Source organism: Pseudoxanthomonas sacheonensis, assembly GCF_010093305.1.
Taxonomy (GTDB): domain Bacteria; phylum Pseudomonadota; class Gammaproteobacteria; order Xanthomonadales; family Xanthomonadaceae; genus Pseudoxanthomonas_A; species Pseudoxanthomonas_A sacheonensis.
In genome coordinates, this window is the sequence record NZ_PDWS01000001.1 from 363885 (window position 1) to 381283 (window position 17399).

The following is a 17399-nucleotide window of genomic DNA, read 5'->3' on the forward strand; positions in this document are numbered from 1 at the left end:
ATTCGGATGTCATCCCGAGCGCAGCGAGGGATCTGCTTGGGCCGCGTGAGGTGAAGCAGATCCCTCGCTGCGCTCGGGATGACAGGAACGGGGTTGTTCAGACTTCGCTGGCCGATCACTGCGTTATACGTTGCATCTCTGCCGAAGCCAGGTGCCAGCGCCGCTGCTCGTCGCTGGCGCCATCGGCGACCACGGCACGAAGGGTGAAGCGGCCGCGGTAACGGCGTTCGCTGCCATCGCGCTGAAGCGCGCTCAGTTCCACCGGCACCTGGATATAGCGCGAACCGGCAGCGCCTTCCTCGTCGGTGGGTTCGCCCACGGCGGCACGTACGGACTTGGTATTGGCGTAACCGCCGCTGAAATGTTCGAAAGTCTGTCCGCTGGCAGCACCGTCATCGCTCCAGAGCGCATAGGCTTTCGCATGGTCGCCGGCATCGATGGCGGCGTAATAGTCCACGACTACCTGCCGGGCCGCGGCGGGCGTGGCCGCGTCGCCGGTTTCTACCGCAATCGCCGGAGTCGTTTCAGTCGCGGGCGCCGGGGAGGGCGCTGCTGTTTCCTGTTGCGCGGGCATCGACGTGGGAGCAGCCGGCTCGGTTCGCGCGCACGCCGTCACGCACGCGCACAGGCTCAGCGCGAGGAAAAGCGCATCAGTCCTGCGCATCGCTCAAGTCCGGCATGCCTACGGGTTGGTTGAAACGCACCACAATATGGCCGTTCTCGATGCGCGCCGATTCCACTTTCACGCTGCCGAAATTCGCGAGCAGGGCGGGGTCGAGCTTGTAGAGAGGTTCTTTGCGGGCGTAATCGGCCAGCCACAGGTTGAGCAGTACGCGGGTCTGCTCGTCCACGCGCTGGTCCGGCGAAGCGGGTCGCACGTCGTCGACGGTGGGCTGGTCCAGGTACAGCGCATAGTCCTGCGGGTCGTAGCGCAGGCCGCTGCTCATCTCGATGCGTCCCACCGGCGTATCGCTGCCGCCGGCTGATGCGGCGCTGGCCATGAACGCCATCAGCAGGCGTTCCCCCGATGCGGGAATGGTGAGTCTGGGGTCGCGGGCGGTCAGGGTGAACAGGCCGCCCAAGGCTTCGTATTGGCGCGGGAAAGCGCTGTCCAGGTATTGCTGCACCTGCGGCGCGGCGACGCTTATTTCGTTGCTTGGCGCTTGCGCCATCGCCGGCGCGCTGGCCAGCAGGAGCGTCAGCCAAGCTGCCTTGAAGTAGGTGCCAAGGGGGAAAGTCATTGCGGGTTTTCCTGGAGCGGGCGATGGACAGTACGCACCATAGCTTCGCCGAGTGAACGCAGCTTCAACCCAGGACGGGCGCCTGGGCGCGAAGGCGATTTCCCGGCCGTCTCCGTCCACGTCTTGCCTGCCGTGCGCGGTCATTCTAGATATCTGGATGGCGTTGCTTGCGTTCTGCGGTGTAGTGCCACCAGGGGCGCGCAGGCTCGCCTTGCATGAAGCGCGCCGCGCTGATGAAAGTGTCCAGTACGCAGGGGTCGTGGCGCGTGCCGGTGATTCTGCACAGGCGCTGGTACAGGGCGAAGGGATCGGCATCGGACAGCTGGGCCGGCCGGGTAATGCCCAGGATCTTGAAGTCTTCGACCATCGCCGGGCCGATGTTGGGTATGTGCTGCAGCTTGACGGCTTCGGAAGCGACTTTTGCTTTCATCGACGAATGCTCCGGTGTCCTGCGGCGATCAGTTTGCGCCCAACAGCAACTTGCAGCCATAGATCGCTTGTTGCGCCTTGGGAATATCGGCGATGCGGTGGTATCGATAGCCGCCTTTGACCATCCCCATGGTGATTTCCTGTTCCACGTAGACGATCTCGCCCGCCGCGACATTCACCTCCAGGTATTCGGGGCATTTCTTGTCGCCGCTGAGAAGGTGCGTGCCCGGTTCCACTTCCAGCCGGTAGAAACGGAGCCCGCGGGTCTGGCCCACCGGCTTTCCGTCCAGCACCACGTTCAAGCCGACCAGCAGTCCTACCAATTGTTTGCGGTACACGTAGATGACGCCCTTGCCCGGCGATGGAGCGAACTGCAGCGCGGCCTGTTTCTGCGCCTCGCTGGCGACTTGGGTCGACTTGTTCTTGAAGGCCAGCAGCCAGACCACATAGGCCAGGAACGCCAGCAGGATCGCAATGCATCCGATCATCAGCCAGCGTTCGCTTCCCGACCCGCGCGCCATGAAAATAAGTACGAAGCCGCCCACAGCGCCGACCAGCGACAGGGCGAGGTATTTGGGTAGGGAAGCGCGCCCCAGGTTCATAGCGGATCCTTGCCGATGCTGTAGGCGGCAAGGATATAGGACGCGGCGTGTGCCGGGCTAGGCGGCGGTGTTCAGCTGCTTCAGGCCTTTGATGAACTCGCCCATGTGCGGCCGCAGCGGCGCGAACACATCGTCGGCGTCGTTGCGGTGATTCAGCATCAAGCCGCTGAGCAGTTTGGTGCCCACGATCAGGGCGGCGCGTTCGTCGCCGCTGAAGCCGCGTTGCTGCTGCATCGTTTCGAGAATGCGCATCCAGTCGTCATGGCAGCTGTGTTCGAACTCGATCGTGCAGCGGCCCAGGCATTGCAGGCCGTCGCTCTCGACGGGGGTGACGGTGATGCGGTAGCGGTGGGAGTTGTTGGCCATGGCACGGACTTCGGTAGCGCGGAAATGCCCAGACAAGATAGGTGCGCCGCCGCCGCGCAACGAGTCCCCCGACCGCGATGGACTGTTCCACCGGGTCGCCCTGCGGTTTAGCGGGCATACGCCTTCAGCAGGGGCAGCGGGTCGCGGGCGCCGTCTTTTCCATACACGCCGTAGTGCAGGTGGGGCGGCGTTCCGCGCGCATTGCCGGTGGTGCCCACCTTGCCCAAAGGATCGCCTGGCGCGACCAGATCGCCGGTTTCCAATCCTTCCCGCCAATCGTCCAGGTGCGCGTAGTAATGCCGTTCGCCTCCGGGGCCGAACACCCAGACCTGTTTGCCGCCCAGCCCGCCCTCGCGCACCGACACCACGATGCCCCGCGTCGCGCTGAGCACCGGCGTGCCGCGGGGGGCGAAGACATCCACGCCGGCATGGGTGCGGTCGCGTCCGCGCGGCGCGCCGAAGGTGTCGGCGATGCGTGAGGCGCGCACGCCCTGGACGGGCGGCGCCAGCGCGGCCGACGGAGGCATCCGCGACAGTTCCCATAGTGCGCGCGGTTTGGACATGAAGGGCTGCTGCCACGACCAGAACGCGATCCAGGCCGCAAGCAGAATAAAAACGCTCCATGCGAAAAGCCGCTTGGCCGCACTTGCAGGGCTACGGCTCGGTCGCGATGCGGCCATGGCGGCGGGTTCAGGCCTGCCTGATCTGCTGTTCCAGTCTCAGCTTCAAGGCGTCGTCCAGCTTCAGCTGGCGCGCCAGTTCGTCCAGGTAAGCGCGTTCCATGAAGTTCTGCTCATCGGCTGCCATCAGGCTGGCGAGGTACATTTCGGAAGCGATTTCCGGGGTGCTGGCGGCGCGCGCGACTTCGGCAGGGTCCAGCGGCTTCTCCAGTTCCGCGTGCAGCCATTGCTGCAGTTCGGCGTCCTGGTTGACGCGGGTGAACTCGCCCTCGATCACCTGGCGTTCGCGCGCATCGATATGGCCATCGGCCTTGGCGGCGGCCACCAGCGCCTTGAGGATCGCTTGGCTGTGCAATTCGACTTGCGGCGGCGGCAGGCGGTCGACCGTCTGCGGCTCCGCCGAGGCGCTGGAGCCGCCCTGCTGCTGTTTGTAGTCGCCATAGGCCTTGTAGGCCATCACTCCGATCGCGGCCAGTCCGCCATAAGTGGCCAGCTTGCGCGTGGTCTTGTTCTTGCCCAGCAACAGGCCGAGCGCGCCGCCGGCCAGGGCGCCTTTGCCGAAATCGGCATTGAGCATGCCGCCCAGGCCGCCTTGTGCGGGCGCAGCACCGGTTGCGTTGCCGCTGCCTTGCGCGGATTTGAGCAGATGGTCGAGAAAGCCCTGAATCTTCATTCCGTGCGGTTCCTGAGTAGGGGTCGGTCTTTTATAACTGCGGCCGCATTCGCGGATCGTCAAGCGTGACCAATGGCATGGAGTTGTCGGCGCGAATTCGAAAGGCGCTATGTGGCCGACGTGCAGCGAGGCAGTCGGGGGCGTAGCCCCGACCTACGTTGCGGATTTTTCGTGCGCCAGAAACGACTCGGGACGGCAATGCCGTCCCGAGCGGGTACTGCGTGGAGCGCTGCGATCAGGCAGCGGCGTCCTTCAGCTTCTTCAGCGGGCGAACCTTGACCTTCACCGAAGCGGGCTTGGCGGCGAACCACTGCTCTTCCTTGGTGAACGGGTTGATGCCCTTGCGCTTCGGCTTGGCCGGCACGTTGACGGCGGTGATCTTCAGCAGGCCGGGCAGGGTGAACGAACCTGCGCCCTTCTTGCTGATCGAACCGGCGACCGCATGTTCCAGCGACGCCAGGATGGCGCGGACGTCCTTCGCAGCGACGCTAGCGGCTTCGGCGAGGTGTGCTACCAGACCGGACTTGCTCAGAGCTTCCTTGATGGGCTTGGGTGCTGCCGGCTTAGCGGCGGCTTTCTTCGGGGCGGCCTTCTTGGGCGCGGCTTTTTTCTTGCTCGTTGCCATAAATGTCCTGTTTTACAGTCAATAGGTGGGTAATCGGGCCGACCACGTCGGCATGGGCAATGTAGGGCAATTATTCGGCTACGCCAATACCAAAAGCATAAAAAACACCCTTTTTCATGTATTTTTTTGCGATGAACTGATAACCGGCCGGCTTCGGCGGCAAGTTTTGTGTGAGAGACGGCAAGTATGCGGTTGCAGCATTGCGGGTATTGACGATGGAATCGAAGTCGCTCTGAGCGCCTACAGGGCCTCGACTCAGCTCTGGGAACAGTCGGGCAGATAGCGCTTGAGGTCCGGATCGCCGGAAGTCCTGCATCGCCAACGTACCTGGTAGGTGTCGGAATCGGCCTGGGGAATGAGCTGGAACAGGGTGCCCTCGGCGAAGTTGCCATCGAAGGTAACCGTGATGGTTCCGTGATCGCCGACGGAGATGTCGCGTATGGCACCCCCCGCCTTCTCGTTGACCTGCTGCAGGCCAGCATCGGATGCCTTGGCGGGCCATTTGCCATTGCTCATGAAGGATTCGGTCAGCGCCACCTTGTACATCTGGGTCTGCGCGATGGCTTCGACCGCCATACGGCGCTTGTTCTGGTCCGCAGCCTGCGCTTCGAATGCCTGCTGGGCGCTGTCGATGCTTTGCTTGACCGAGGCATCGACGCTGGCCGTGATTTTCTTCGCTTGCTCGGCCGCCTGTGAAAAATTCACAGTGGTTGCCTCGGCGCGCTTGGCTTCGCGGGGCTGGACTATGAAGTGGTCGTACAGGAACAGGGCCAGGCCTATGCCGAGAAGCGTGCCGAACAGGGAGATCGCCAACTGCTTCATGGAAAGCCTTTCGGAGCGAGGAAGGTTTAAAGCTATCAGGATTTCAATCACTGGTAGCCCGGGCGGAGCGCGGCGATGCCCGGGGCTTTTCCTCGCCATCGCAGAGCCCCCGGGTATCGCCGCGCTCCACCCGGGCTACGCTTCTTAGGCTATCAAGAAGCGGGCGCTTCAGTCCTCCTCGTGCTTAGGTTTGTAGGACTCCACCAGCTTCTGCTGCACATTCCCCGGCACCGGCTCGTAATGGCTGAAATCCAGGCGGTAGCGGCCCTTGCCGGCGGTTACGGATTTCAGTTCCGCCGCGTAGCCTTCCAGTTCCGACAATGGCACTTGCGCTTTCACCACGATCTCCCCACGTGCCGTGTCGGTGCCGTTGATGCGCGCGCGCTTGGACGAAAGACCGCCGGTGATATCGCCCACCTGGGCTTCGGGCGCGCTGACCTCCAGGTCCACGATGGGTTCCAGCACTTGCGGCCGCGCCTTGCCGATGGCGTCCAGAAACGCTTTTTTGCCGGCGGCGACGAAGGCGATCTCCTTGCTGTCAACCGCATGGTGCTTGCCGTCGTAGACGGTTACGCGCACATCCTGGATGGGGTAGCCGGCAAGGGCGCCGCCCTGCAGCACCTGGCGCACGCCTTTTTCGACTGCCGGCAGGTACTGGCCGGGGATGGTTCCGCCTTTGACCGCATCGACGAACTCGAAGCCGCCGCCGCGCGGCAGCGGTTCGATGCGCAGGAAGACTTCGCCGAACTGGCCCGCGCCGCCGGTCTGTTTCTTGTGCCGGTGATGGCCTTCGGCGGCTATTCCTATCGTTTCGCGGTAGGCGATGCGCGGCGGCCGCGAAGTGACTTCCACGCCGTGCCGCTCCTTCAGCCTGTCCAGGTTGACGCGAAGGTGCAGGTCCGACAGGCCGCGGATCACGGTCTCGTTGGTTTCCGATTCGTGTTCGACGCGGAAACACGGGTCTTCTTCCGCCAGTCTGTGCAGGGCGGTGGCGAGTTTCTGTTCCTGGCCCTTGCGGGTCGCTTCGATGGCCAGCCCGAACATCGGTTTGGGGAAGGCGAGCGGGGCCAGGCGGATTTCGTCTTCGTCGTGGCTGTCGTGCAGCACCGCGTCGAAATGCAGGTCCTCGATCTTGGCCACCGCGGCGATGTCGCCGGGGATGGCTTCGTCGATCTCCACATGGTCCTTGCCCTTGATCTTGTACAGGTGCGCGACCTTGAAAGGCTTGCGGCCATCGTCCACGAACAACTGCGTGTCCCTGCGCACGGTGCCCTGGTACACGCGGAAGATGCCCAGCTTGCCCACGAAGGGATCGTTGACGATCTTGAAGACATCGGCGATGACGTGCGCGTCGGGGTCGGGCTTGGCCTCGATCGACGCCGCGTTGTCGCCGCTGCCTTTGACGAACGGCGGCGGATTGCCCTCGCCAGGGTGCGGGAACAGTTTCTCGGCGATGTCCAGCAGTTCCCTGACGCCGACGCCGCTGCGCGCCGACACGAAGCACACCGGCACCAGATGCCCTTCGCGCAGGCACTGCTCGAAGGCATCGTGCAGTTCCTCGCCCTTCAGTCCGGATTCGCCCTGGTCCAGATAGCGGTCCATCACCGTCTCGTTCACTTCGACCACCTGGTCGATGATCTTCTGGTGCCAGGCGGCGACCGGGCCCAGGTTGCTGTCGCCGGAGGGTTTCCAGAAACAGTCGACCACGCGCTTGCCGCCTTCGGCCGGGAGATTGAGGGGCAGCACCTCGGGACCGAAGGTCTCGCGCAGGTTGTCCAGCAGGGCGCCGAGCTTGGCGCCGGGATGATCGATCTTGTTGATCAGGATCACCCGGCAAAGGTTGCGCGCCTTGGCGTGCTCCATCATGCGGCGCGTGCCGTAGCCGACGCCGGTGTCGGCATCCACCACTATCGCCACGGTTTCCACCGCGGCCAATGCCGACAGGGTGGGGCCGCGGAAATCCGGGTAGCCGGGGGTGTCGATCAGATTGACATGGATGTCCGAGTGATCCGTGCTGGCGATGGCGCTGTCCATGGAGTGGCCGCGGTCTTTTTCCATCGGATCGTGATCGGACACAGTGCTGCCGCGTTCTATCGTGCCTGCCGTCTGCAGGGCGCCGCCGGCATGCAGCAGGGCTTCGAACAAAGTGGTTTTGCCGGCGCCGGGGTGGCCTGCCAAGGCCACGTTGCGGATTTGCGCTGTCGAATAAGGCATGAGGCCGTTCCTCCCAAAGGTTGTGGAGTAAAGGGCCGTCATGGCAGTCCGGGCCGAGCGTCCTGGACGAGGGAGGAGCGTGACGCCCGGCGGGCGGTCATGGCGGGCGGCCAGCATTGCGGCAGCGCGCTGGGCGGTCAAGTCGCACTGCGGTACGGCCCGTAAACAGGGCCGGGTGTAAGCTTCGCGCTCCCCCAACCCAGGAGTACGAAATGGCAGCCTTGAAACGATTCGCCGACGCGGCATGGAGCGGCGACCTGATGTCCGGAAAAGGCAACCTGAGCACGCCGCAGAGCGGATTGTTCGCCGCGCAGAATTACTCCTTCAAGACGCGCTTCGGTGACGAGAAGGGCACCAACCCGGAAGAATTGCTGGCCGCCGCGCATGCCGGCTGCTTCACCATGGCGCTTTCGGCGGTGCTGGGGAAGGAAGGCTTCACCGCCGACAGCATCAACACGCGCGCCGAAGTTTCGATGGAACCCGGCGCCGATCCGGGCCCGACCGTGACCGGAGTGAAGCTGGTCATGTCGGCGAAAGTGCCGGGCATCGACGCCGCCAAATTCGACGAGATCGCGCATGCGGCAAAGGCGGGCTGCGTTGTTTCGCGCGCGCTGGCCGTACCGGTGACCCTGGAAGCGACCTTGGTTGAGTGACTGGAACGCTTTGTTGATCCACGGCGCCGGCGGCGGCGCCTGGGAATGGAACCGGTGGCGCGGCGTGCTGGAGGCGCACGCCATTGCGGCGCAGGTTTTGGAGTTGCGGCCCGCAACGCACGGATTGGCCGCTACCGCACTGCAGGACTACGCGGAACAGGTACGGTCGGCGCTGCAGGATTTGCAGCGCCCGCGCGTATTGGTAGGCGCCAGCCTGGGCGGATTGCTGGCCGCGATGTGCGCCGGCACCGCGGACGCCTTGGTACTGGTCAATCCATTGCCGCCTGCGCCATGGCACAGGCGGCTGGCTGCGCGCTCATGGGATCCGGTGGTTCCCTGGCAACGCAACGCGCGGCTGCATTCCACCCGTCGGGCGATGCAGGACGCGGACGACGCGAGCGCATTGTGGGCTTTCCGTCGGTGGCGCGACGAATCGGGCCAGGCGCTGAGCCAGGCGCATGCGGGCGTGGAGGTCGCAAAACCCGATTGCCCTGCGCTGTTCGTGGTTTCCAGGCAGGATGAGGATGTTCCGCCGGAGATTATTCTCGAATGGACGCAGGCCTGGCGGGCGGATCGGCTGGAAACGCTTGCAAACAGCCATGTCGGGCCTTTGCTGGGCCGCCAGGCGCAAGCGGTCGCCGCTCAAACTGTCGCATGGCTAAACCGGCTCGGGCGGGCGGGCTGAGTTCAGACTTGTTTCACCCGTCCGGCTCGACGATGCGCCTGCGCCACTTCGGCGTTGGGAGCCTGCTCAGATGAAACGCCTTTCCGCCGGCCTGCTAGCCGCAGGCCTTGCCTTTACCGGTACCGCTTTCGCGCAGTCGTCCGGCTATTACGGACAGAACGATGGCTACTACGGTTCCGGGTCGTACCCGTCCGATTCCTATCAAGGGCAGGGCGCGACCTACGATTACGCGCGGGTGCTGCGGGTGGATCCGGTCATCGGCTCCGGCTATGGCAACCGTAGCTCGCAGCAGTCGAGCCAGTGTTATTACCGTCAGGCCGATGATGTCTACACGGGCAACGACGGCTACTACAATCGGGACGACCGCTACGACCGCGACAATGGCTACTACGGCCGCGACGATGGTTACCGTAATAACGGAAACGAAACCAGCCGCACGGTGGCGACGGTGATCGGCGGCATCGCGGGCGCGGTGCTGGGCAGCAAGATCGGCGATGGCAGCGGGCGTTATGTCGGTACGGCGGTGGGTTCCATGGTCGGCGGCATGGCCGGCCGGTCCATCTACGACAGCTCGCAACGCAACCGCCAATACCAGCGCCGCGGTACGGTGCGCGTCTGCGATCCGGTGCCGGTCACCAGCCGCGATGGCTATTACGGGGACGGTTACGGCGACGACGAAAGCCTCAATGGCTACGACGTGACCTACGAATACGCAAACCGCACCTACCACACGCGCACCAATTACCACCCCGGCGACCGCATCCGGGTACGGGTGGATGTGCAGGCGGAATAAGAGTTCCGCTCTGAGTAAAAAAGAAAAGGAGCCGCAAGGCTCCTTTTTGTGGCCATCGTCTTTTATCGTCGTCATCCCAGCGAAAGCTGGGATCCATCTTGATTCTGATTTTGACGTTTCCGCCGTAGTGCACTGCAGAGCAAGATCAAAATGGATCCCAGCTTTCGCTGGGATGACGGCTGAAAGAGAATCGGTTTACCAATCAATCCGCCCGGTCACCACGTTGCATATGCTCCCACCCGACCAAACCTCGCCTTCCTCATCCACATGCAACTCGATGATCGCGTCGTAACCCACTTCGCGACCCTGGCTGATGCGGTAGCGGCCATCGTTGCCGGGCAGCGCATCCTGCGAAGCCAGCCATGCGGCCAGCGTCGCATTGGCCGCGCCCGAGGCCGCATCCTCGAATTGCGCCGGAGCGCCGACCCAGGCGCGTACCGCCAGGAAGTAGACCGGATCGTCGCTGCGCGCGAACACGCACATGCCCATGCTTTCGGTTTCGTGCGCCAGTTTGCCGATCGCTTCCCAAGGCGGGGTCGCTGAGCGCAGCGCGGCTTCATCGCGCAGTTCCGCCAGCCACCAGCGGCGACCGCCATCCATCAAGGCGGGCGGCAGATCGCCCAACGGCAGGCTGCCAAGCACGTCGCGCAACCGTGCGTCCTCCGGCGAAGCGATTTCCATCACCTTCGCGCGGGGCGTGCGTACGGCGATGGTGCGGGTGGCGCCGGAGCCGATCACGCGCAGGGGAAGCAGTCCGGCGATGCCGTCCTGCACCAGCAGGCCGTCTCGCGGCGTCGCCAGGCCCGCTTCCAGAACCGCATGGGCGGTGCCGACGCTGGGGTGGCCAGCGAAGGGAACTTCGCGGCGTGGGCTGAAGATGCGGATGCCGTAGCTGGCTTCCGGTTTCGTCGCCGGGAATACGAAAGTCGTTTCCGGCAACCGCGTCCAGCGCGCAATCGCCTGCATGGTGACGTCGTCCAACCCTTCCGCATCCAGAACCACGGCCAGCGGATTGCCTGCGCCCGGACGATCGGCGAAGACATCGAGTTGCACGTAACGGCGTGAAGTCATGGGAGGGTGGGGTGGTGGGGGCCGTGCAGCTTACCAATCCACGCTGCCGCGGATAACCGCCTGTACGCGGCCGCCGATCCAGACCTCGTTTTCGCTATCCACCTGTACTTCCACCCGGCCATCGCGGCCCAGTTCGCGACCCTGGCTGGCGATATAGCGTCCCTCCGCACCGGGCAATGCACCGGCATGGTGCAGCAGCGCGGCGATGCTGGCGTTGGCGCTGCCGGTCACCGGGTCTTCCGGTATGTCGTCGGCGGGACAGTACGCACGCACCGCCAGATCGTGATCAGGGCCGCAGGCCCGGCCGAACACCGCAAGCCCCACCGCGTCGCTGGCGACGCTGAGCGTGGCGATGGCGGGCAGATCGGGCCGCATCGCGCGCACTGCCGCCGCATCGGCCAATTCCACCAGCCACCAGTTCGGCCCGTTGTTCCACAGTGCAGGAGCGAGCTTGCCGCGCGGCAGGTCCTGCAAGGCGGAAGCGAGCGCTTTGGCGTGGATATTCCCGGTTTCCACTTCCCGGGCCTGTGGTGCGCGGACGTGGATCAAGCGCGTGGCGTCGCGTTGTTCGACTCTTATCGGAAGCAGACCCGCCGCGCATTCCTGCACCAGACGACCGGCCTTCGCCTGCGCCAGGCCCGAATCCAGCGCCGCCCAGGCCGCGCCAACACTGGGATGGCCCGCAAAAGGCAGTTCCTGGCGCGGAGTGAAGATTCGCACCCGATAGTCGGCTTCCGCCGAAGTGGGGGCAGAAAGAAGATGGTCTCGGACAGGTTCGCCCAGGCGGCATAAGCCTGCATCGCGTCCGTTTCCATATCGGCCGCGTCGAACACCACGCCCAGCGGGTTGCCGACTCCCGGCCGGTCGGCGAAGACATCGAGTTGCAGGTAGCGACGTACGGTCATGCGGATCGGCCTTGTTCGGTAGGTTTCGTCTGGAAGCATTCGTTTGGAAGCATTCGTTTAGGGCATTCGTTTAGAATCGGCGATTCACGCCCGAATGGTCGGGCAGTCCCCCTCTTCTGTCCATGTCTCCTGCCTCGCCTGCGTCTGATCGCTGGATCGTCCTCAAGTTCGGCGGCACTTCGGTGTCGCGTCGCCATCGCTGGGACACGATAGGCCGGTTGTCCAAACGCAGGGCCGAAGAGAACGACGCGCGCGTGCTGGTGGTGGTGTCGGCGCTTTCCGGCGTGACCAACGAACTGACCGCTATCGCCGACGGCGCCCCCGACAGCGCGGAGCGCATCGCGAAGCTGGAACAGCGCCACCGCGAATTCCTGGCCGAACTCGAGCTGGATGCCGATGAAGTGCTCGGCGAACGCCTGTCGATCCTGCGCGCGCTGGCGACCGATCCGCGCGCGGCCGAGCGCACGCTGCCATGGCAAGCCGAAGTGCTTGGGCAGGGCGAACTGCTTTCGTCCACGCTCGGCGCCGCCTATCTGCGCGCCAGCGGCCTGGATTTCGGCTGGATGGACGCGCGCGACTGGCTGCAGGCGGCGGTGTTGCCCAACCAGAATGCATGGGCGCAGCGCTTGTCTGTATCGTGCAGTCCGCTGGCCAGCGCGGAGTGGGGCGAAGGTTTCCGCCGGCAACCGGCGCGCATGTTGCTGACGCAAGGTTTCATCGCCCGGCACCGGGACGGCGATACCGCCATCCTGGGCCGCGGCGGCTCCGATACTTCGGCCGCTTATTTCGGCGCCTTGCTTGGCGCGCAGCGGGTCGAAATCTGGACCGACGTACCCGGCATGTTCAGCGCCAATCCGCGCGAGGTGCCCGATGCGCGGCTGCTGACGCGGCTGGATTATGCGGAAGCGCAGGAAATCGCCACCACCGGCGCCAAGGTGCTGCATCCCCGCTCCATCAAGCCGTGCCGCGATGCCGGCGTGCCGATGGCCATCCTGGATACCGAGCGTCCCGAGCTGCCCGGCACCAGCATCGACGGCGATGCCATCACCGTGCCCGGCGTCAAGGCGATCAGCCGCCGCAACGGCATCGTGCTGGTGGCGATGGAGTCGGTGGGCATGTGGCAACAGGTCGGCTTCCTGGCCGACGTGTTCGAGCGCTTCAAGCGCCATGGCCTGTCGGTCGACCTGATCGGTTCTTCGGAAACCAACGTCACCGTATCGCTGGATCCCAGCGAGAACCTGGTCACCACCAACGTGCTGGCCGCACTCTCGGCCGATTTGACCGAAATCTGCCGGGTGAAGGTGATCGCGCCATGTTCGGCGATCACGCTGGTGGGTCGGGGCATGCGCTCGCTGCTGCACAAGCTGTCGGACGTGTGGGCCACGTTCGGCCGCGAACGCGTGCACATGATTTCGCAGTCGTCCAACGACCTCAACCTGACCTTCGTCATCGACGAAGCCGACGCCGACGGACTGCTTCCGGTCCTGCATGCCGCACTGATCGACAGCGGCGCGATGCCGGTGGAAGAAACCAGCGTGTTCGGACCGCGCTGGCGCGAAATCGCCAATGGCATCCGCAAGCGCGAAACGCCATGGTGGCGCGGCGAACGCCAGCGGCTTCTGGCCATGGCCGAAGCCGGCACTCCGCGCTATGCCTATCACCTGCCGACCGTGCGGGCCCGCGCGCAGGCGTTGAATGCGCTCGCGCCCATCGACCAGCGCTATTACGCGATCAAGGCCAATTCGCATCCGGCCATTTTGTCTGCGCTGGTGGAGGAAGGTTTCGGGTTGGAGTGCGTATCGCTGGGCGAATTGCAGCGCGTGTTCGAAGTTGTTCCCGAACTGTCGCCGCGCCGGGTGCTGTTCACGCCCAGTTTCGCGCCGCGCGCGGAGTACGAAGCGGCGTACGGATTGGGCGTCACCGTCACCCTGGACAATATCGAAGCGCTGCAGCGCTGGCCGGAAGTCTTCCGCGGCCGCGATCTGTGGCTGCGCGTGGACCTGGGCCGCGGCGACGGACATCACGAGAAGGTGCGCACCGGCGGCAGGGATTCGAAATTCGGACTGCCCGTCGCCAAAGTAGACGCTTTCGTCGCGCTCGCCCGTGGTTTGGGCGCCAGTGTGGTGGGATTGCATGCGCATCTGGGCAGCGGGGTGGAGACGCCGCAGCACTGGAAACAGATATGCGACGAACTGGGCGGCATCGCCGAACGCATCGGCAGCATCGAGGTGATCGATATCGGCGGCGGCCTGCCCATTCCGTATACCGAGGACGACGAGCCGTTCGACCTGGAAGCGTGGGGTGCGGGCTTGAGCGAAATAAAAGCCGCCTATCCCGGCTACCGTCTGGCCATCGAACCGGGCCGCTATCTGGTCGCCGAAGCGGGAGTTCTGCTGCTGACAGTGACCCAGGTGATCGAGAAAGAGGGCATCCGCCGCGTCGGCCTGGATGCGGGAATGAACGCGTTGATCCGCCCAGCGCTGTACGACGCCTGGCACGACATCCTCAATCTCAGCCGGCTGGAGCAGGCGGCGGACGGCGTGTTCGACGTGGTCGGCCCGATCTGCGAGTCCAGCGACGTGTTCGGCAGGCGCCGGCGGCTTGCCGGGGCCACTTCGGAGGGCGATGTGGTGCTGATCGCCGATGCGGGCGCTTACGGATTCACCATGGCCAACGCCTACAACCTGCGGGCATTGCCGAAAGAAGAGGTGCTGGATGTCTGATTTCAAATTCCAGCGCGATGAGGTCGCCGCATTCCGTTTCGTGCGTTGCGGGCTGGATGCGGAAAGCGGCGTTGCGCAGCTCGTCTACGCTTTCGACGACGGCCCGGAGTTGATAGAAACGGTCGTCATTCCCGGTGCTCCTTTCGCGCTGGAAGGTTCGCGTGCGGCAGCGGTGGAGCAGGCCCTGCGGCTGCTGCACCTGATCGCGGGCGTCAGTTATTACAAAGCGGCGGTGCCGTCGGAAATCCGAATCGAGGGTTATTCGATAGATGCGGAAACGGCGGCCTTGCTGGAAACCATCTACATCAACGGTCTGGGCGAGTTCGCCTATCGCAATGGTCTGAACTTGCATGGACGCATCAAGTTTCCACATTCGCTCCCCTCTCCCGTCGGGAGAGGGGTCGGGGGTGAGGGTCCGGAGTACCCGGATGTCGGCGCCCGCGCCGAACCGTCACCCGAACCCTCAGCCGCTGGAGGCGGCTTCGACTCCCAATGGGAGAGGGGTTCGAAGCTGGGGCTGCGCCATCACGCCCTGGTCGCCATCGGCGGCGGCAAGGATTCGTTGGTTTCTATCGAAGCGCTGCGTTCGGCGGGCGTGGACCAGACCGTTACCTGGATCGGCAGCTCGCAGCTGATCGCCGCCTGCGCGGCCCGCACCGAATTGCCCACGCTCAACCTGGGCCGTGCGCTGGCCTCGGGGTTGTTCGACTTGAACCGGCAGGGCGCCTACAACGGCCATATTCCGGTCACCGCGGTGAACTCGGCCATTCTCGTTCTCGCTGCGGTCCTGCAGGGCGTGGACCAGGTGGTGTTCTCCAACGAACGTTCTGCCAGCTATGGCAGCATCATTCCGGGTACCGGCGAGGTGAACCATCAGTGGTCCAAGGGTTGGCGGTTCGAGCAGGCCTTCGGCGAATACGTGCAGCGTCGCGTCGCCGCCGATCTTCATTACTACTCGTTGCTGAGGCCGCTCAGCGAACTTGCCGTGGCCCGGCAATTCGCCAAGACCGATCGCTACGACGCGCATTTCTCCAGCTGCAACCGCAACTTCCACATCCTGGGCGAGCGTCCGGTGAATCGTTGGTGCGGGGTATGCCCGAAGTGCCATTTCGTATTCCTGGCGCTGGCGCCGTTCATGCCCAAGCCGCGGCTGGTGGGCATCTTCGGCCGCAACCTGCTGGACGATGCGTTGCAGGCGGGCGGCTTCGACGCGCTGCTCGAATTCCAGGACCATAAGCCGTTCGAATGCGTGGGCGAGGGGCAGGAGTCGCGCGCGGCGATGGCCGCGTTGGCATCGCGTCCGGAATGGAAGGAGGATGCGCTGGTCGCCCGTTTCATCCGCGAGATCCAGCCGCAACTGGCCGCCTCCGAACTGGAGATCGCGCCGCTGCTGGGCATCGGCGGCGAACATCGCATTCCGGCCGCGCTGTGGGGGCAGCTGCGTGCGAATTTCGCAGCTTGAAGGCAAGCGCGTAGCGCTGTGGGGCTGGGGTCGGGAGGGTCGCGCAGCGTACCGCGCGATCCGTTCGCGATTGCCGGCACTGCCGCTGACCTTGTTCTGCAATAACGAAGAAGCCGCCGAAGCCGGATCTCTCGCCGATCCCCTGCTGGCCGTGTGCGGAGAAGCTACCGCCGCGTCGCTGGCCGCCCAGCAGCTGGTGGTCAAATCGCCGGGCATCAGCCCCAATCTCGAATCCGCGCGTGCCGCTTCCCGTAACGGCGCGGTCTTCATAGGCGGCAGCACGCTGTGGTTCGACGAGCATGCCGGTCCGGACGGAACCGTACCGCACACGGTCTGCGTGACCGGCACCAAAGGCAAGAGCACCACCACCGCCTTGCTCGCGCACTTGCTGCGCGCAAGCGGCCATCGCACCGGATTGATCGGCAACATCGGCATGCCGCTGCTGGAAGCGCTGGATCCGCAACCTGCGCCCGAGTTCTGGGCCATCGAGCTTTCCAGTTACCAGACCCTCGACGTCGCAGCGGCCCAGGCACGGCCGGAGGTGGCGGTGGTGCTGAATATTTTCCCGGAACACCTGGACTGGCATGGAAGCGAAGCCCGCTATGTCGCCGACAAGCTGGCGTTGGTGACCCAGGCCAAACCGAAGATCGCGGTATTGAATGCCGCCGACAAGCAGTTGTCGGCGCTGCGGCTCCCCGATAGCGAAGTGCATTGGTTCAATCATGCGCAGGGTTGGCACCTGCGCGGGGATGATGTGTATCGCGGCGATGCATTCGTGTTCGACGCCACGCGCACGCCGCTGCCGGGCCGCCACAATCGCGGCAACCTGTGCGCCGTACTCGCCACCCTCGAGGTGCTGGGTTTGGATGCAACCGCATTGGCCGCTCATGCCGAGAGCTTCCGTCCCTTGCCCAACCGGCTGCAGTCCCTGGGCGAGCGCGAGGGAATCCTCTACGTCAACGATTCGATCAGCACCACGCCGCACGCCACGTTGGCGGCGCTGGACTGTTTCCGCGGCCGACCGGTCGCGGCGCTGGTTGGCGGGCACGACCGCGGGGTGGACTGGTCCGATTTCGCAGAGGCCATGAAGCAGGACGCCCCCGTGGCCATCGTCACCATGGGCGCAAACGGTCCGCGCATCCACGAACTGCTTGCGCCCCTGGCTGCCGGAGGCAGGTTCAAACTCGAAGCGGCTGGCGATCTGGAATCGGCGGTGAGCCAGGCCCGGCGTTTGCTCGGCGGCACGGGCGTGGTGCTGCTGTCGCCGGGCGCGCCCAGCTTCGGCGTCTACAAGGACTACGTGGCCCGCGGCCGCCATTTCGCAGCCATCGCCGGTTTCGACCCGGATACGATTTCCGCCATTCCCGGCATCGGCATCGCTTAGCGGAGGCGCGTAGGAGCGACGTGAGTCGCGAAACCCTCGTCAATGCTCGATCAGGAGGCCTGGCCGGTTGT

At 64.8% G+C, this 17399-nt stretch carries 17 protein-coding genes and 1 pseudogene; 6 read left to right on the forward strand and 12 right to left on the reverse strand.

Annotated elements, in window-relative coordinates:
- Positions 1–115 precede the first annotated feature (115 nt).
- The 10 genes from CSC73_RS01595 to fusA all read right to left on the reverse strand — a co-directional run bounded on the left by CSC73_RS01595 (position 116) and on the right by fusA (position 7652).
- Positions 116–664: an RAD23 family protein gene (locus CSC73_RS01595; protein WP_163838705.1), complete on the reverse strand. Its 549-nt coding sequence runs from the start codon at positions 662–664 to the stop codon at positions 116–118.
- On the reverse strand, positions 651–1241 hold the full coding sequence (locus tag CSC73_RS01600) for a YceB family lipoprotein (RefSeq protein WP_163838706.1): 591 nt from the start codon (positions 1239–1241) through the stop codon (positions 651–653). Before CSC73_RS01600 ends, CSC73_RS01595 begins: the two co-directional genes overlap by 14 nt.
- Positions 1242–1386: 145 nt before the next feature.
- The gene (locus CSC73_RS01605; protein ID WP_163838707.1) at positions 1387–1671 is read right to left on the reverse strand and encodes a helix-hairpin-helix domain-containing protein; all 285 of its coding nucleotides are present in this window, start codon (positions 1669–1671) and stop codon (positions 1387–1389) included.
- A 28-nt stretch (positions 1672–1699) separates the two neighbouring features.
- Positions 1700–2272, reverse strand: a complete 573-nt coding sequence (locus tag CSC73_RS01610) for a DUF2846 domain-containing protein (protein WP_163838708.1) — start codon at positions 2270–2272, stop codon at positions 1700–1702.
- Positions 2273–2329: 57 nt separating this feature from the next.
- Positions 2330–2638: a DUF3861 domain-containing protein gene (locus CSC73_RS01615; protein WP_163838709.1), complete on the reverse strand. Its 309-nt coding sequence runs from the start codon at positions 2636–2638 to the stop codon at positions 2330–2332.
- Positions 2639–2745: 107 nt separating this feature from the next.
- Positions 2746–3318 carry a M23 family metallopeptidase gene (locus tag CSC73_RS01620; protein ID WP_163838710.1) on the reverse strand — a complete coding sequence of 191 codons (573 nt, stop codon included), beginning with the start codon at positions 3316–3318 and terminating at the stop codon, positions 2746–2748.
- A gap of 10 nt (positions 3319–3328) precedes the next feature.
- Positions 3329–3991 (reverse strand): tellurite resistance TerB family protein, encoded by a 663-nt coding sequence (locus CSC73_RS01625; protein WP_163838711.1) that lies wholly within the window; start codon positions 3989–3991, stop codon positions 3329–3331.
- A gap of 235 nt (positions 3992–4226) precedes the next feature.
- Entirely contained in the window at positions 4227–4616 is a 390-nt protein-coding gene (locus CSC73_RS01630) for an HU family DNA-binding protein (RefSeq protein WP_093281965.1), read from the reverse strand.
- Positions 4617–4871: 255 nt separating this feature from the next.
- Positions 4872–5438: a pilin gene (locus tag CSC73_RS01635; protein WP_163838712.1), complete on the reverse strand. Its 567-nt coding sequence runs from the start codon at positions 5436–5438 to the stop codon at positions 4872–4874.
- Positions 5439–5606: 168 nt separating this feature from the next.
- Positions 5607–7652, reverse strand: a complete 2046-nt coding sequence (fusA, locus tag CSC73_RS01640) for an elongation factor G (protein WP_163838713.1) — start codon at positions 7650–7652, stop codon at positions 5607–5609.
- A gap of 212 nt (positions 7653–7864) precedes the next feature.
- Here fusA and CSC73_RS01645 point away from each other — a divergent pair, with 212 nt between their 5' ends.
- From CSC73_RS01645 to CSC73_RS01655, 3 genes are all read left to right on the forward strand, one after another.
- Positions 7865–8305 (forward strand): OsmC family protein, encoded by a 441-nt coding sequence (locus tag CSC73_RS01645; RefSeq protein WP_163838714.1) that lies wholly within the window; start codon positions 7865–7867, stop codon positions 8303–8305.
- Complete coding sequence (locus tag CSC73_RS01650) at positions 8298–8990, forward strand: alpha/beta hydrolase (protein ID WP_163838715.1); 693 nt, start codon at positions 8298–8300, stop codon at positions 8988–8990. Before CSC73_RS01645 ends, CSC73_RS01650 begins: the two co-directional genes overlap by 8 nt.
- A 70-nt stretch (positions 8991–9060) precedes the next feature.
- On the forward strand, positions 9061–9783 hold the full coding sequence (locus tag CSC73_RS01655; RefSeq protein WP_163838716.1) for a glycine zipper 2TM domain-containing protein: 723 nt from the start codon (positions 9061–9063) through the stop codon (positions 9781–9783).
- 195 nt (positions 9784–9978) lie between these two features.
- Here CSC73_RS01655 and CSC73_RS01660 read toward each other — a convergent pair whose 3' ends face one another.
- Entirely contained in the window at positions 9979–10854 is an 876-nt protein-coding gene (locus tag CSC73_RS01660; protein ID WP_163838717.1) for a PhzF family phenazine biosynthesis protein, read from the reverse strand.
- A 30-nt stretch (positions 10855–10884) separates the two neighbouring features.
- Positions 10885–11759 (reverse strand): annotated as a pseudogene (locus CSC73_RS01665) (PhzF family phenazine biosynthesis protein).
- 122 nt (positions 11760–11881) lie between these two features.
- On the opposite strand from CSC73_RS01665, the gene CSC73_RS01670 reads away from it, so the two are divergent.
- The 3 genes from CSC73_RS01670 to murD are packed head-to-tail and all read left to right on the forward strand — an operon-like array spanning position 11882 to position 17328.
- Positions 11882–14482 carry a bifunctional aspartate kinase/diaminopimelate decarboxylase gene (locus CSC73_RS01670; RefSeq protein ID WP_163838718.1) on the forward strand — a complete coding sequence of 867 codons (2601 nt, stop codon included), beginning with the start codon at positions 11882–11884 and terminating at the stop codon, positions 14480–14482.
- Complete coding sequence (murL, locus tag CSC73_RS01675) at positions 14475–15944, forward strand: UDP-N-acetyl-alpha-D-muramoyl-L-alanyl-L-glutamate epimerase (RefSeq protein WP_163838719.1); 1470 nt, start codon at positions 14475–14477, stop codon at positions 15942–15944. The genes CSC73_RS01670 and murL overlap by 8 nt, the downstream gene beginning before the upstream one ends.
- Positions 15925–17328, forward strand: a complete 1404-nt coding sequence (gene murD, locus CSC73_RS01680) for a UDP-N-acetylmuramoyl-L-alanine--D-glutamate ligase (RefSeq protein WP_163838720.1) — start codon at positions 15925–15927, stop codon at positions 17326–17328. Before murL ends, murD begins: the two co-directional genes overlap by 20 nt.
- Positions 17329–17399 lie beyond the last annotated feature (71 nt).

Excerpts from the sequence above, each read along its gene's own strand:
- CSC73_RS01630 (WP_093281965.1), bottom strand. The coding sequence starts at position 4,616 with ATGGCAACGAGCAAGAAAAAAGCCGCGCCCAAGAAGGCCGCCCCGAAG.
- CSC73_RS01655 (WP_163838716.1), top strand. The coding sequence starts at position 9,061 with ATGAAACGCCTTTCCGCCGGCCTGCTAGCCGCAGGCCTTGCCTTTACC.
- CSC73_RS01635 (WP_163838712.1), bottom strand. The coding sequence starts at position 5,438 with ATGAAGCAGTTGGCGATCTCCCTGTTCGGCACGCTTCTCGGCATAGGC.
- fusA (WP_163838713.1), bottom strand. The coding sequence starts at position 7,652 with ATGCCTTATTCGACAGCGCAAATCCGCAACGTGGCCTTGGCAGGCCAC.
- CSC73_RS01610 (WP_163838708.1), bottom strand. The coding sequence starts at position 2,272 with ATGAACCTGGGGCGCGCTTCCCTACCCAAATACCTCGCCCTGTCGCTG.
- murL (WP_163838719.1), top strand. The coding sequence starts at position 14,475 with ATGTCTGATTTCAAATTCCAGCGCGATGAGGTCGCCGCATTCCGTTTC.
- CSC73_RS01615 (WP_163838709.1), bottom strand. The coding sequence starts at position 2,638 with ATGGCCAACAACTCCCACCGCTACCGCATCACCGTCACCCCCGTCGAG.
- CSC73_RS01645 (WP_163838714.1), top strand. The coding sequence starts at position 7,865 with ATGGCAGCCTTGAAACGATTCGCCGACGCGGCATGGAGCGGCGACCTG.
- CSC73_RS01600 (WP_163838706.1), bottom strand. The coding sequence starts at position 1,241 with ATGACTTTCCCCCTTGGCACCTACTTCAAGGCAGCTTGGCTGACGCTC.
- CSC73_RS01605 (WP_163838707.1), bottom strand. The coding sequence starts at position 1,671 with ATGAAAGCAAAAGTCGCTTCCGAAGCCGTCAAGCTGCAGCACATACCC.
- CSC73_RS01625 (WP_163838711.1), bottom strand. The coding sequence starts at position 3,991 with ATGAAGATTCAGGGCTTTCTCGACCATCTGCTCAAATCCGCGCAAGGC.
- CSC73_RS01595 (WP_163838705.1), bottom strand. The coding sequence starts at position 664 with ATGCGCAGGACTGATGCGCTTTTCCTCGCGCTGAGCCTGTGCGCGTGC.
- CSC73_RS01670 (WP_163838718.1), top strand. The coding sequence starts at position 11,882 with ATGTCTCCTGCCTCGCCTGCGTCTGATCGCTGGATCGTCCTCAAGTTC.
- CSC73_RS01620 (WP_163838710.1), bottom strand. The coding sequence starts at position 3,318 with ATGGCCGCATCGCGACCGAGCCGTAGCCCTGCAAGTGCGGCCAAGCGG.
- CSC73_RS01660 (WP_163838717.1), bottom strand. The coding sequence starts at position 10,854 with ATGACTTCACGCCGTTACGTGCAACTCGATGTCTTCGCCGATCGTCCG.